Annotated in this window: 11 protein-coding genes; 6 read left to right on the top strand and 5 right to left on the bottom strand. The window is 46.1% G+C overall.

Annotation, left to right across the window (positions count from 1 at the left end):
• Positions 1 to 81 precede the first annotated feature (81 nt).
• The 3 genes from R7E29_RS12285 (at position 82) to R7E29_RS12295 (ending at position 2,629) form a co-directional block, all read left to right on the top strand.
• The gene (locus tag R7E29_RS12285) at positions 82 to 726 is read left to right on the top strand and encodes a recombinase family protein (RefSeq protein ID WP_054576561.1); all 645 of its coding nucleotides are present in this window, start codon (positions 82 to 84) and stop codon (positions 724 to 726) included.
• On the top strand, positions 723 to 1,907 hold the full coding sequence (locus tag R7E29_RS12290; protein WP_054576560.1) for a multidrug effflux MFS transporter: 1,185 nt from the start codon (positions 723 to 725) through the stop codon (positions 1,905 to 1,907). Before R7E29_RS12285 ends, R7E29_RS12290 begins: the two co-directional genes overlap by 4 nt.
• Before the next feature lie 77 nt (positions 1,908 to 1,984).
• A complete protein-coding gene (locus R7E29_RS12295) occupies positions 1,985 to 2,629 on the top strand; it encodes an START domain-containing protein (protein ID WP_104976385.1) in 645 nt (214 codons plus the stop codon).
• Positions 2,630 to 2,709: 80 nt separating this feature from the next.
• On the opposite strand, the gene R7E29_RS12300 is transcribed toward R7E29_RS12295, so the two are convergent.
• Positions 2,710 to 4,464 carry a hypothetical protein gene (locus R7E29_RS12300; RefSeq protein WP_017634495.1) on the bottom strand — a complete coding sequence of 585 codons (1,755 nt, stop codon included), beginning with the start codon at positions 4,462 to 4,464 and terminating at the stop codon, positions 2,710 to 2,712.
• A 427-nt stretch (positions 4,465 to 4,891) separates the two neighbouring features.
• On the opposite strand from R7E29_RS12300, the gene R7E29_RS12305 reads away from it, so the two are divergent.
• Entirely contained in the window at positions 4,892 to 5,845 is a 954-nt protein-coding gene (locus tag R7E29_RS12305) for a M23 family metallopeptidase (RefSeq protein WP_005374721.1), read from the top strand.
• Positions 5,749 to 6,201 carry a polymer-forming cytoskeletal protein gene (locus R7E29_RS12310; RefSeq protein WP_080773744.1) on the top strand — a complete coding sequence of 151 codons (453 nt, stop codon included), beginning with the start codon at positions 5,749 to 5,751 and terminating at the stop codon, positions 6,199 to 6,201. Before R7E29_RS12305 ends, R7E29_RS12310 begins: the two co-directional genes overlap by 97 nt.
• A gap of 88 nt (positions 6,202 to 6,289) precedes the next feature.
• Here the strand turns inward: R7E29_RS12310 and R7E29_RS12315 are convergent, their stop codons facing one another.
• Entirely contained in the window at positions 6,290 to 9,040 is a 2,751-nt protein-coding gene (locus tag R7E29_RS12315) for a M16 family metallopeptidase (protein WP_054576559.1), read from the bottom strand.
• Between the two features lie 364 nt (positions 9,041 to 9,404).
• Between R7E29_RS12315 and R7E29_RS12320 the strand changes: the two genes are divergently transcribed.
• The gene (locus R7E29_RS12320) at positions 9,405 to 11,291 is read left to right on the top strand and encodes a methyl-accepting chemotaxis protein (RefSeq protein WP_054576558.1); all 1,887 of its coding nucleotides are present in this window, start codon (positions 9,405 to 9,407) and stop codon (positions 11,289 to 11,291) included.
• A 117-nt stretch (positions 11,292 to 11,408) separates the two neighbouring features.
• On the opposite strand, the gene fecE is transcribed toward R7E29_RS12320, so the two are convergent.
• Genes fecE through R7E29_RS12335 form a run of 3 tightly spaced genes read right to left on the bottom strand, consistent with a single transcriptional unit; the run spans position 11,409 to position 14,103 of the window.
• On the bottom strand, positions 11,409 to 12,173 hold the full coding sequence (gene fecE / locus R7E29_RS12325; protein ID WP_005383457.1) for a Fe(3+) dicitrate ABC transporter ATP-binding protein FecE: 765 nt from the start codon (positions 12,171 to 12,173) through the stop codon (positions 11,409 to 11,411).
• Between the two features lie 2 nt (positions 12,174 to 12,175).
• Entirely contained in the window at positions 12,176 to 13,147 is a 972-nt protein-coding gene (locus R7E29_RS12330; protein ID WP_054576557.1) for a FecCD family ABC transporter permease, read from the bottom strand.
• A complete protein-coding gene (locus tag R7E29_RS12335; protein WP_250654690.1) occupies positions 13,144 to 14,103 on the bottom strand; it encodes a FecCD family ABC transporter permease in 960 nt (319 codons plus the stop codon). The genes R7E29_RS12330 and R7E29_RS12335 overlap by 4 nt, the downstream gene beginning before the upstream one ends.
• Positions 14,104 to 14,108 lie beyond the last annotated feature (5 nt).

Genomic DNA, 14,108 nt, shown 5'->3' on the forward strand with positions numbered 1-14,108 from the left:
TGTTGTAAGCATTAATGAACCCATGTATATTTATGAGCTATTACACTATATGAACCAAACAAAAAAAGGCTCATAATCCTTATGACCACGTATCTTTACACTCGTTATTCGCCAAAAAATCGAGCTTACCAAGAGCACCTTAATACTCTAAAAGCTTTTGCTCCCGAAGCTCAGCATTTTGAGGATAAGGTTCGTGGTTGCATGCCTCCAACCGAGAGAGAGGCATTCTTACAACTGCTCGATTCCGTCAGAACTGGGGATACGATTGTGCTCTGGTGGCTGACCGCATTTGGTCGCGACTTTAGTCAAGCATTGAACACAATAAAAATGCTACTCGATAAAGGGGTAACATTGAAAACCGTATGTGAATCACTAACTTTTGAGCCAGGTTCTGTTCAAACTCAAACACTACTCACAGTGTTATCTGGATATGGGAAAGTGCAGACTGAACATCGCCTGTTTGCCGCAGAGCAAGGGCGACAGGCCATTAAAGAGCAGCCAGAATTATGGAAACAGAAGTTTCGCGGCCGCCCCGCAAACAAAACCAAACACCAACAGATCGCAACGTTGCTGCTAGAAGGCTACACATTGCAAAACGTAGCAGAGCAATGCGAAGTCAGTCTATCGACTGTGAAGCGGGTCAAAGCAAAGCTAAATGAAGTGGATGACGAAGGCGGCTTAAGATCACGACGCCAAAAAGGTTGTTTGAATGGAGACCAGTCATGAGTCGCCCAATCAACTCTCATACTATACTACTCGCCTGTCTTATTATTAGCGTTGGCCAGTTGAGCATGGGGCTAGTCATGCCCTCTTTGCCATGGATAGCAAAAGACTTTTCCATCTCCCTCGACCAAGCTCAACTACTTGTGAGTATTTATTTGCTCGGCTTTGGCCCCTCTCAATTTATCTACGGGCCAGTGTCAGATGCTTTAGGACGAAAAAGAGTATTACTTACCGGTTTACTCATCGCGATGTCTGGTCTGCTGATGATTATTTTCTTCAGTGACACATTTACAGGGATGGTGATGGGGCGCTTTTTACAAGGGTTAGGTACAGGATGCTGCGCGGTACTCGCGAGGGCGTCGACTCGAGATAGATTTAGCGGGGATGAACTCCCAGTGGCAATGTCTTACATCGCCATGGCGGCTTCAATCACGCCACTTATTGCACCTGTGATTGGCGGCTTTATCAACTTCCACTTCGGTTGGAGTATGGTGTTTATTTCTCTATTGGGCTATGTCTCGCTGGCCTGGGTAATCATCGCCTTTAAGTTCACAGAAACCATCACAAAACGTTCTGTCATTCCGTCACCCCGAAAAATGTTACTCCAATACAAGAGCTTACTTACGTCTCGTTACTTTATGAGTTTCGCCAGTATCAGTTGGTTAAACTTCAGCTTAATGATTACGACAGTCTCTGTGATGCCATTTATCATGCAAGATCAAATTGGCATGACCTCCGCTCAATACGCGATATGGGCGCTCATTCCCGCTTTGGGTATGTTATGTGGTACCACGATTTGTAACCGAGTAAGGCCAATTATTGGCAATAAAAAAATGCTGCTTTGCACCCCATTTCTTCACCTCGCTGCCGCAATATGGTTATTTTTCTGCCCTGTTGAGCCTCTATTTCTGATGCTAGGACAGCTATTAATGATCTTGGGTAATGGTATTGCCCTACCTTGTGCACAAGCGATGGTAATGCAACCTTATAAAAAGCAAGCAGGTGCCGCAGCGGCAATGTCTGGTGGTGGACAAATGGTCGTCTCCTCATTGGTCAGCTTAACTCTGGTGCAGCTTGGATTGAGTCAAGCATGGCATCTAGCGATCGTTATCGTAATATTTGCATCGCTTACCTTCACCAACATTCAACGTGGCTTTAGTGCAGAGCAACCTTCAGAACAATAACAACAAACATACTATTGTCCTTATAGCTACAACAAATCGTATAAATTTAAATTTAGGAAAAGTTGGCGGATACTAACATGATGTTGCATTTAAGAATGGGCGCCGTAACACTCGCCACATTGATATCCGCTGGTACTGATGCGAGCGCCAACGAGAACTGGCAGTTCGAGAGTGACAAGAATGGAATCACAATTTACTCCCGAGAACATAGTGACGGTTTAGTTGAGATCCGTGCCCGGATGTTCACACCCACCAGCTATGGTGCATTTTTAACGCTACTGGAAGACAGTGACAACATCCCGAACTGGATTGACAATGCCAGTCATAGCCGGGTTTTAAATCAGATATCGGCCACCGAGAACATCGTTTACACCCAGTTTAAAGCACCATGGCCTGCCAAAAATCGGGATATGGTCACCTACTCAAAGTACTGGGTCGATGAGCTGGGATTCACCGTAGAAATCAAAAGCGCACCTGACTCATATCTTGCTGAACAAAATGGTTATGTTCGAATTCGCTCGGTTGATGCGACTTGGGAGTTACAAAAACTCACAAACGATACAACACTCGTGGAATACAAGGCGTTTGCTGATCCCGGAGGTCTATTGCCAAACTGGCTGATCAACAAACTTTCAAAAGAAAGTGCATGGGCGACATTTGGTAACTTAAGAAAAGAGTTACCTGAATATCAGCAATACTCTCATCCTCAAATAGATGAGTAAGCGTCGCTCTTCCCACTCGCTTTTTAATGCGGTACATAATAACAAAAGGCGGCATATGCCGCCTTTTTCTACTCAATGTGTTACTGTTGTGCAACCGTTACAGGTTTAGTTGCACCACGGTAATCAAACTCAAAACCAATACCTTGGTCTGTCACGTCCATCGTCATACCACCAACAAGCTCGCCTTGTAAGCTTTTGACAACATCATCCGGAACCGGCTCCCCAGTGATTGACGACGCACTCTCTAACACTTCCAAAATACGCTCTGAATCAAAATCAAAGCTGAACAAGCCATTTGGAGAAAGTGATTGCGCCATCACTTCTTTGCTTGCTTCCGCAGCACTATCACCACTGTAAAGGGTGAAATGGTTTTCGTTTAGACGAGCAAACACGTCCACCTTCATGCCAGTATGCATTTCTAATAGGTCACTGACATTAACAGGTTGGTTATCCGGTTGAATTTGCAATTGAGCAAGTTCAGGAACGAACATTTGCGCAGTTTGAATAAGCATCATTGGATCATTGGCAGAAAGAGACAACATACCATCTAGCTGGCTAAATACTTCACCATGCTGAGCATTAGTATCTACTTTGATATCAAACATTTGCAGGCTTAAGCCTTTGAGGCCGTTAACCATGCCTGACCCCATGCTTACAGCGGCTGCTGGATTCTGGCCGCCCATCTCTTGCTGCATTTGTGTCAATAAAGAGCATTGATATTGAGGCTGGGTCAAGTCAGCCCAAATCTGACCAATCGATGGCGCTAGCGTATTAATGTCTAAACCAAGCGCCATACTAAAGAAACTCTTATCACTTTTAGACTCTGCCAATACACCACGAATCGACTTGAGCGCATCTAGAATCACTTTATTGTTGGACTCAACAACAAAAGAACCTTTAATGAACGCCTGATCGCCTTTCATCTTGTATTCTGCAAACGCGACGGACTGAGGCCAGTTTTCTGCAACTTGAGTAAGCTCAGTATGGCAGGCTGGTGAACGCATTTCCTCAATAGTTGGTTCAGGATCTATTGCATCCAACGTGCTGATTTGACGAGCAAACATATTGCCATCTTTCGTCGTCAAACCTTTAATCACTTCGCGATGATCAAAGTAACCAAAAGAGTTGTTGTTTTCACCGTATTTGGCTTGCAACGCCTCAAGGCGTCCACTGTCAGCAATATTTTGACTTGGTGCTTCAAGCCCTAATGCCATTTTAATCGGGTTTTGAACGCCCAGTTGCGGAACATCAACCGTTAACGTAAGCACGTTATCAACCACGGCTACAACCAAGCCAATACCGTCCTGCGGGTCAATTGAATCAGTCATCTCGTAACGACGATACTCGACTTCACCAAGCTTAACCAACTCATGCTTAGCGCCGCTCATCTGCTCTTCATGATCCAGTGTTTTCCATAACGCGGCAGGGTCTTCAATATCCACTTTGTACACCGGTACCATACCAATTGTGTACAACACAGGATTAATGTTTTCCCCGGTGCCCAAATAAGCTTTTAATGTTTCTGGCGACGCAGCACTCTCTAGGTATCCATCGAATAAGTTAACTGCAAACTGCTGTTGTGGAGACAGTGGTTCATCGGCAAAAAGTTCTGCAATCGAGCCTTGATTCGCCGTACCGAATGCGTTCATGTATTTATAATGGTTAAAAGGTTCTGTCTGATACGTCACCATAAGTGAATCTGCAGGAACTTGCGTTAACAGTGAGCCTGCATCACTCGCGGTAGTATTGTTTTGGTACAGGTAGCCAGCGCCCCCTGCTGCTGCGACCACTGCTGTAGCCAATAGTAGTTTTTTCACGACCAACTCCGTTGTCATAGTTATGTGTTCCTAAACGAAATGTAACGCTTAGGTTTAAAGCCAATGAATAGTGCTTTATATCAACCGCTATCATAAACAAGTTATCGATGTAATGAATGTCGGTTTGATAAATTATCCAACATTTATAAGGCAAACCGTGAAGTAAGTTGAATTGCGTGCGGATGCTATTGGCAATATTCACAATCCAATTTCTCGGATAACCGCCTTAAAAATCATAATATTCAGTTAAATGAAGCGATTTGGAGTAATTACGACCAAAATCAGCAGAATATTAAATCTTTATTGAGTCTTTTATCTAATATCTGAAAACGCCTCACGACCTGACACTTCTTTCCAATTTGCCTCTGGCGGTCCCTACTCGTTTTCCTTACATTCCTACTAACTCAGTGACGAGACGTATACCAAATACGAGCAATAGAAGACGATGAAAGACCAGTTGACGATCTCTATATCAACTATCAATGGCTCAAGACATTGGTACTTCAGTAAAAGGATGCAACGCAACATAAAAACGTTTTTCGTTTTTTTTGTTGTTGCTCTGGCCGCGACCGTAATCTTAATTCATCACTTGTACACTCGCGTTGATAATGCAGCGTTAAAACAAGCTGAATTGACAGAGCATTCACGCACCATGGGTGAAGAGCTCAGCACACTGAAAACACTTAAATCAGAGCTAGAAAATGACCTTTCAGAACGGGAAGAACGGGTACAACTTGTTTCGGAACGTTTGGGTGAATTAGAGAAAGTGCTTGGGGTTGGAGAACATACCTCGACAAATAACTTGGATGCTAGGCTCGATGCAGCGGCGATAACCTCAAACGTTCGCATGGTGTTATTAAACCAAATACCAAGTGGCTCTCCAGTCGGCAACGTACGACTATCTTCCGGATTCGGTAAGCGTATCCATCCGGTGACAAAAGTTGCCAAGATGCATCGTGGGCTCGATTTTGCCGTAAATATCGGCACCAAAATTTATGCCCCTGCCGATGGGGTAGTGGAAGTCACCCGCCGCAGTAATAAAGGCTCTGGTAACTTCCTCAGGCTGCAACATTCTTTCGGTTTTTCGAGTTCTTATTCGCACTTGAAAGCGTTCAAAGTAAAAAGTGGTCAGTTCGTCAAAAAAGGGCAGCTGATTGCAATTTCCGGCAACAGTGGGCTCTCTTCTGGCCCTCACCTGCATTACGAGGTGCGATTTGTTGGGCGAGCACTGAATCCGAAACCATTTGTCGATTGGAGCCTTAATGATTTCGAAGACATTTTTACTAAGGAGCGAAGAATACGATGGGAATCTTTAATCAAAACAGTGGAACAACGAGTAGCTCAGCAGCTTCAACTCTCATCGCCAAAGGCTGTTCTCTTAGCGGAGAACTCAAAGTAGAAAACGATGTCCAGATTGATGGCATCGTCGATGGTCAAATTAACGTGGAAGGCACTCTCGTTGTCGCAGAAAGCGGGCGAGTAAACGGTGAAATTTACGCTAAACAGCTGATCATTAACGGCATGATGGACGGAAACTGTCACGCAGAACACATTCAAGTGCTTGCCAAGGGACGCGTAAGCGGTAGGATCTGGAGCAATAACCTCAGCATTGAACCTGGTGGCAAATTCTTTGGTGAAGCAGCCGAATTACCTGAAAAGGAAGTGGTAACGTTAAAGGGTAAGGCTCAAGACAGTGCGATCACAAAAGAAAACAACACCAACAATGAAAAGCGACTTGCGCGTAAATCAGCATAAAACGCTTTGATTAAAGTGCTTAAAAAAGACGGCTTTCACGCCGTCTTTTTTATTACTATTGCCACGATTTTCGTCAGAAACTACGTGATTATTCAGCCGGATTTAAAACCATCACCGAGCGTTTTGCTTGTGGACCAAAAGCTGATTTTGCATGCGCTTTCACTTCATCTAACGTCACACTCTTAGCCACTTTCTCAACGTCAAGCAACACATCGACGCCGTAATCATGCACCAAATAACGAGTATATGCCCATGATCTCTGTGCTGGGTTGTCATCCAATCCTTGCATCGCGACTGCCAGTTGTTTCGCGGCCGTATCCACTTCTTTTTGGGTAATATTTGACGCTAAACCATCAAACACTTTGCCCAGTTTACTCTCTAAAAGTGCCACGTCTTCGGGCTCGACTTGAGACTCCAAGAGCCAATCAGAGATGGGTTCGCGATCTTGTGTCATGGTGTAAATGCTCGGGCTGTAATCAAGGCTAGACTCTTCTCGCACAATATCCAAAACACGTGCATTACTAATACGTTGCAAAATATCTTCGATAACCGTGTCTCTTGCCGTACGTTGGTAATCGCTCGTATTAGTCAAACGCATTACATACAACGATGAAGGTTCATGCCCATCCGCAACCACAGTTCGCTCCGGTACTTCCGGGTTAAACGCAACGTGATAATCAATCGAACGACTCGGTTTCATTTCGATAGAGGCCACATACTTACGCAAAAGTGGTGTAATTTCTTCCGGCTCTACGTTTGCAACAATAACCATCTTAAAGCCATCATTGGTTTTGAAAAGTTGCTCATGCACCGCTAGTATCTGCTCGGAAGTCACTTGTTCAACATCATCACTGGACACTATACGATGACGACTCCCCGGCAAATAAGAATTGCCGTTTGCTTTTTGAATCAGTTTGCCCATCGGTGATTCAAAAAAAGCGCCGCTCTGCTGTTTAAACTCTTGCTTCGCTGCCGCCATCTGGCGCTCGTCGACTTTAATCTCCGTCGCTAGGTTGTATAGTCCATTCAAAGCATCAGTTAGGTGCGTATTTGGCGCCGTAATTTGCGCTCCGTGACTGGTCGCATCAAGCATCGCGCCAAGCGCAATGTTGTTTTTGCGTAAGTAGCTATCTAGCTCTGAACCAGAAAATGCCCCTAACCCACTGCGTATTGCCGTTGTTGCTGCGATTTCATAAGCGGCATACAACGTCGGATCAACAGCGGCTTTACCACCTTGGCTCGCATAGTAAATATACGCTCGACCACCCGCTTTAGTATCTTTTTGGAACCACACTTCGACACCGTTTGATAGCGTATAGACTTGAAAACCACCCGCTTCCTGACGCATGCTCGTGATGCTGCCTTCCTGGGTAGGCTTTAAGAATCCATCCACTTTGTCATACATCTCTAACGGTTTTTCGCCAGTTTGAAGATAGGCACTGTTTAGAGCGGCAAATACACCATTGAACTGTTCTGACGTTTCGCTTTTCCCCAAACCAATAAAAAAGCTTGGCTGCTGAGATAACAAAGCCGTCAATTGTGTGTTAATGCTCTCTAAATTCTCGTTGTTGATGAATTCTGCCAAACTCTGGGCATAATTCTCTTTTGATTGGCTGACACTGTCTTGTCCAATTTGAAAAACACGTGCTTCTGCGTAACTGTTTGGCTTACGCTGACTCCAATCTGAATCAATATTTGCAAGTTCACCTTGCCAATTTGACATAACGCTATCTAACTCGGATTGAGTCGCACCATAATCTCTCAACGACGCCAAGGTACGAATGAAAGTCTGGTGCATTTGTTCGCGGCGATCTGGTGCAAACGAAATCCCTGCCGACATCATACGCTGATAGTTAGAGTAATAGGGCTCTGCATAAGCGTATTGAAAAGGTTCAGCGGCATCACTGAGTACACGGATCAAACGCTGTTGAATGAGTTGTGTTGCGACTTCATCACGCCACACTTCATGTTGTTGCTCAATCGTCGTGCCGCCACTTAGACCACGCTCAATCACTAAATGAAGACTGGGTGATTCCATCGTGTTACTTGGCAAGATTCTGTTTTCGTTGTTCACTCGAATATCACGGCGCTTCTCTATTACCGTATCCGAGGTACTTTCCCAGTTCGAGAACTTGCTTTTGATAATCTTGGACAGTGAATCTACGTCGATATTACCAGTCACAATCAACTCGGCATTTTGTGGCTGGTACCACTTGTCGTAAAACGCCTTTAACTTACTCGAGGAAGCGTTTTGAATCGCTTCGCGAGTACCAATTGGGTCATGTTCACCATACATAGTGCCTTCAATCGAGGCTTGGTAAGCATGCATAGAAAAGGACTTATCATCTGGATTAGCACGTCGCCATTCCCCAAGAATCACCCCTTTTTCTTTCTCTACTTGCTCAGGAGCAAACTCAAGTCCGTTACCGATATCTCTCATCCACTTCAGGGCATCTTCTAGCTTCGTATTATTCGCAAGGTCAAGTTGGTAAGACGTTTGCTGATAACTGGTAAAAGCGTTGATATCAGCGCCAAAGCTACCACCAGATTGCTCAAAAAGTTTGACAACGTCGTTACCGGTAAAATGCTCACTACCATTAAACGCCATATGCTCAACAAAGTGAGCGTAACCCTTTTGAGAAGATGTTTCTTGGAATGAGCCGATATTCATCACCAAACGGACCGAGACTTCTTGGTCTTCTGTTGGATAGAGATGGTATTTCATACCGTTCGATAACTGGTCCACGTGCCAGTTGGCGTCAGGTTGAATCGGCGTCGACTGTTGTATCAGAGCACACCCTGACACTAATAACGCGGGGACTAACAATATACTGCGCATAACGATTGCCCATAACAATGATTAAGCTAATCAATATATATCCGGTGCTATAACCTTCACATTTTTAATGGATTATCAGACACGCAAATGTGATAAAGATCACCATTTATTGAAATCAATTCTCATTTACAAAAATCGACAAATCCTTACTTTACAAATACATAAATAATATCGTTCCAAATCCTTTTGCTTATTTGGTGTAAAACTCAAATTCGCGACATGGAGTCAGTATTTATTTTGAGCAATAAAATATAATTATTGAACAGATTCGAATCTGACTTTCTGCTGCATATTCAACAGCGCAGAGAGCACTGATGAGAATAAAAACACAACAACTATTATTCAAAGATCTATTATTCGCTTTATGTTCAAAAATCTATCATTAAAAAACAAACTGGCAATCTCTGCCAGTGCCGCCATCATTCTAGGGGGAGTGCTGGTAGAGGGGCTGTCTTTTCGAGATTCATTAAATAGGCTCGATGTCGAAGTCGCACAGCGACTAGAAAGCACTAGCGCATCTTACAATCAATACGTAAAGGACTGGCTACTCTCTAAAGAGCGCGCACTAACTTCACTCTCTTCTGATTCAGAGAAACGTTCTCTGGTTACGCATTTGAAACAAGTCCGAGACTCTGGCGCGTTCGATAACGTTTTCCTCGCTTACCCGGACGGGTCACAAGACAACGCTAATGGGGTGGTTTTGCCACCAGGTAATAACGATCCTCGTAAGTGGGGCTGGTACACCAATGCAATCGCCAACCCATCGAAAGTCTTTATGGATAACCCGACCGTCGCAGCTGCCACGGGTGCTAACGTCGTGTCGCTCGGTAAAGCCCTGCAATTGCATGGTCAAACCGTCGTTCTGGGTGCTGACGTAGAGATCGGTGATATCCTGAACAGTCTCAACCAAGTGATCCTACCGGGTGAAGGTTATATGTTTATTGCCAATGAACAGGGCAATATTTTCACTCATAACAACGGTAAACTGCTGAATCAACCGGTTAGCAAGCTGGGCCTCAACAACAACGACATTACGTCTGCCGCACGTTCAGGTACAGAGCGTCGCGTCTCTATTAACGGCACCGAATATGTGATTTACGCGCGCCACATAGAGGGTACCAAGCTCACAACAGTGACGGTGTTAGATCAAAACTCGTTGGTTGCCCCACTTTACGATGCTGTTTGGGATCAGATCATCGCAACCACCATCGTCGTCGTTATCTGCGTAGCTTTGTTTAATCTGCTATGTAACATCTTGTTCCGTCCGCTCTACAACGTTTCGAATGCGCTTGCACAAATCGCAAACGGTAGCGGCGACCTAACTCAACGCATCAAAGTAGAAAACCGTGACGAAGTTGGTGAGCTGGCTGAAAACTTCAACCAGTTCGTTGAAAGTTTGCAGCAACTTATTGGTCACATTCGTCACCAAGCGGAAGAGCTGAGCCAACAATCGGAGCTGAGCACGAATCGCGCGAATCAATCGGTTTCCGATCTGAACCATCAGCAACAAGAAATCACGATGGTGGCGACCGCTGTGACTGAAATGGCATCGGCAACGCAAGAGATTGCAGCACATGCAGAGCAGACGGCTAAAGCCGCTCAAGACTCTTCAGCGAGCACACAAAATGGTCATGAGTTAGTGATCAACTCCAAGTCATCCATCAACAATTTGTCTTCTGAAGTCAACCAAGCGAGCGTTGTCATCGGCGAGCTCAACCAGCACGCGCAAGACATCTCAACCGTACTATCAACGATTCGAGACATCGCAGAACAAACCAACTTACTGGCTCTGAATGCGGCGATTGAAGCGGCGCGTGCAGGTGAACAAGGTCGCGGTTTTGCCGTTGTTGCAGACGAGGTTCGCGTGCTATCACAACGCACACACACCTCAACCGAAGAGATTCGCTCGACGATCGAGACCTTGCAGCAAACCACACAACGCGCAGTGGCCATCATGGATACAAGCTCTCAGCTCGCGCAAGGTTCGGTGGAAGATGCAGATCGCGCAGCACTGGCTCTGGATGAAATCAACGCGGCCGTTGCGCTGATCAGCGATATGGCAACGCAAATCGCGACCGCCGCCGAAGAGCAAACGCACGTAACCAATGAAATCACGCAAAACGTCACGTCCATTAAAGATGTGACCGATCACTTGGTAGTTGGTGCCGAAGAATCGATGAATCAATCTGCTGAGCTGAAATCGCAAGCTGAGGATCTCAACTCGAAAGTAGCAACATTTAAACTGGCTTAAACGCCACATTAAGGACGCTCTTAAAAACAACAAACCCCGCTAGCGACTTTGTTACTAGCGGGGTTTGTTTTTATGGATCGACGTTTTTATTGCAGATAGCTTTCGAAAGACGTAAACCTACACCGCCACACACATCGGCGTGCCTGAGATTGGGTCGTTAAATACTCTCGCTTGTAAATCAAACACCGATGCCAACATACCTTCTGTCAGTACCTCTTGCGGTGTTCCCTGCGTGACTAACTGACCTTTTTCCAACACCACCAAATGATCGCAGTAACGGCACGCTTGGTTTAGATCGTGCAGCACTACGACCACTGTTTTGCCTTTGTCGTTCATCTGCCTCATGAGTTTCATCAGCTCAACTTGGTGAGAGAGATCCAAGTAAGTGGTTGGCTCATCAAGCATCACTACGTCGGTATCTTGCGCCATTACCATCGCAATCCACGCCCTTTGCCTTTGACCGCCAGACAGCGATTCAACTGGCTTGTCAGCAAACTCAATCACGCCAGTATCTTGCATTGCTTGCTCGACTAAGGTCTTGTCTTGTTGACTTAACCGGCCCCAATGAGAGAGATAAGGCGAGCGGCCATATTCGACCAGTTTTCTGACGGTAATACCTTCAGGACTGACAAGAATCTGCGGCAGCAAAGACAACGAACGCGCCAAGCGTTTATCACCGTAGTTGCTTAGAGGTTTGTCGTCATACAATACTTGGCCAGAAGCGGGTTTATTGATGCGTACCAAGGTTTTTAATAGTGTCGATTTACCGCAACCATTTGGGCCAACAAGCGCGGTAATTTTACCTTGAGGAATCGACAAAGAGAGATCGGGAATGATGGTCTGTTTGCCGTACGCGACGGATAAGTTCTGCGTTCGTAACATGCTTACCAACCTCTATAACGATACAAAAGAAAAATGAAATATGGTGCGCCAATAACAGATGTCAGCACTCCCACTGGTAGTTCAATTGGTGGCTGTAAGCCTCTCGCTAAACCATCGGCGCAAATCACCAACAAAGCGCCAAGGGTTGCAGCGGCTGGAATCAACAACTTGTGGTTGTGGCCAAACAGCAAACGCGCAAGATGCGGCGCAAGCAGGCCAACAAAGCTGATCGTGCCTGCCACAGACACACTGATACTCGCCAATAGCACGGCAGCAATCAACGCAATAATTTGGATCTGTCTTGGTTTCGTGCCAAGTGTAGTGGCGCTTTCTTCTCCCAGTCCCATAACATCTAGCCGCCAAGCCAGCCAAAACGCCAATGGTAGTAGCAGCAATAAAGCACTCCAAATAAACGGCACTTGTTGCCAGTTTCGTCCCCACAAACTGCCGGTTAGCCATACCATCGCCGTGTTGATTTCAATAGGGTGCACAATCAGAAGAAAATCGATACCGCTGGCTAAAAATGCGCTGACAGCAACACCAATCAGCGCCAAACGTGCTGGTGTTGGTTTCGACCAGTAAGCCAGCACAGCAATAAAGCCAGCAGCAAGCAAGCCTCCCGACATGGCGACCATCGGCAACATTGCCACTGGCGCATTCGGATACAGCACCAAACAAGCGGTAGCCGCCAGTCCTGCTCCGGCGCTTATCCCCATTAAATCTGGTGAGGCAAGTGGATTACGGATGACGCCTTGAACTAAAACGCCTGACAGCCCCAACCCAGCGCCCACGCCAATGGCGAGCAACATTCTCGGTAATCGATATTGGTGAATCACAAAGTCCGAGTCAGAGAAAGAAAACAGCAATGCAAAAACCTGTTGAGCCGACATGTTCGCCGCGCCAACAAACAGCGTGAGAGAAGACGCAATCAGCAACAATCCAACTAATGCAAACAGTTTGGTTTGATTCATCATGATGATTTCCTCATTGCAATCGCGATAAAGCAAGGTGTGCCCAACAGCGCGGTAATCACGCCCACTGGCGTTTCAGCCGGAAAAGCAATCGCTCGTGATAAAGCATCTGACCACGTCACCAATGCCGCGCCACACAAGGCGGAAACCGGAATGAGAATGTGATAGTTGTGACCAACAATTGGGCGTACCAAGTGCGGCACTAACAACCCGACAAAGCCAATTGGCCCAGCAATCGCTACGCTAGTTCCTGCCAACAGCACAACCGCTAAACCACTGATAAATCGCGTAAGACGAATGTTACCACCTAGCCCAACAGCAACTTCGTCCCCCAACGCGAGTAAATTTAAGTTTCGCGCTAAGCCCATGGCGAGCACCAAACCTAAAGTCGCAAAAGGCCACAGTTGCTGCCACTGTTCAGAATCTACCGCGGAGAGTGAACCCGTTAACCAATGCAACACGCTGTAAGCCATGTCATCCGCCAAAATTACCGACGCACGAGTTAACCCTATCAGCAGTGCACTGATGGCAATGCCCGCTAGCACTAAACGCAATGGGTGAGAACGCGCGGAAAAAAAACCGCCCAACAACATGACCGCACCACCACTTAGTAGCGCGCCGAGTACTGCGTTGATGATTGAGTTCAATTGACTAAAGAATGGTACGCCGATGGACGCCAAGGCCATAAAACAAGCCGCACCAGCATTAATGCCGAGAATGGATGGCGACGCCAAAGGGTTACGAGTTAATCCTTGCATCAGCACTCCGGATACCGCAAGCGAAGCGCCAATTAATAACCCAGCATAGGCACGAGGCGCACGCAGCGTCGCGAGGATTTGATGCAGCATATTGCCCTCATCAAACGCAAACCAATAGCTTGTCAGATCATTAACGCTCAAAGAAAAGTTGGACCAGCCAATCATTGAGGCTGCATAGCCTGAGAGCGTACACAACGCCATAGCAC

The sequence above is a fragment of the Vibrio sp. Vb1729 genome, from assembly GCF_033338655.1.
GTDB lineage: Bacteria > Pseudomonadota > Gammaproteobacteria > Enterobacterales > Vibrionaceae > Vibrio > Vibrio alginolyticus.

Bases quoted from the DNA above. Each gene is read 5' to 3' on its own strand.
- R7E29_RS12285 (WP_054576561.1), top strand. From the start codon at position 82: ATGACCACGTATCTTTACACTCGTTATTCGCCAAAAAATCGAGCTTAC.
- R7E29_RS12290 (WP_054576560.1), top strand. From the start codon at position 723: ATGAGTCGCCCAATCAACTCTCATACTATACTACTCGCCTGTCTTATT.
- R7E29_RS12295 (WP_104976385.1), top strand. From the start codon at position 1,985: ATGATGTTGCATTTAAGAATGGGCGCCGTAACACTCGCCACATTGATA.
- R7E29_RS12300 (WP_017634495.1), bottom strand. From the start codon at position 4,464: ATGACAACGGAGTTGGTCGTGAAAAAACTACTATTGGCTACAGCAGTG.
- R7E29_RS12305 (WP_005374721.1), top strand. From the start codon at position 4,892: ATGAAAGACCAGTTGACGATCTCTATATCAACTATCAATGGCTCAAGA.
- R7E29_RS12310 (WP_080773744.1), top strand. From the start codon at position 5,749: ATGGGAATCTTTAATCAAAACAGTGGAACAACGAGTAGCTCAGCAGCT.
- R7E29_RS12315 (WP_054576559.1), bottom strand. From the start codon at position 9,040: ATGCGCAGTATATTGTTAGTCCCCGCGTTATTAGTGTCAGGGTGTGCT.
- R7E29_RS12320 (WP_054576558.1), top strand. From the start codon at position 9,405: ATGTTCAAAAATCTATCATTAAAAAACAAACTGGCAATCTCTGCCAGT.
- fecE (WP_005383457.1), bottom strand. From the start codon at position 12,173: ATGTTACGAACGCAGAACTTATCCGTCGCGTACGGCAAACAGACCATC.
- R7E29_RS12330 (WP_054576557.1), bottom strand. From the start codon at position 13,147: ATGATGAATCAAACCAAACTGTTTGCATTAGTTGGATTGTTGCTGATT.
- R7E29_RS12335 (WP_250654690.1), bottom strand. From the start codon at position 14,103: ATGGCGTTGTGTACGCTCTCAGGCTATGCAGCCTCAATGATTGGCTGG.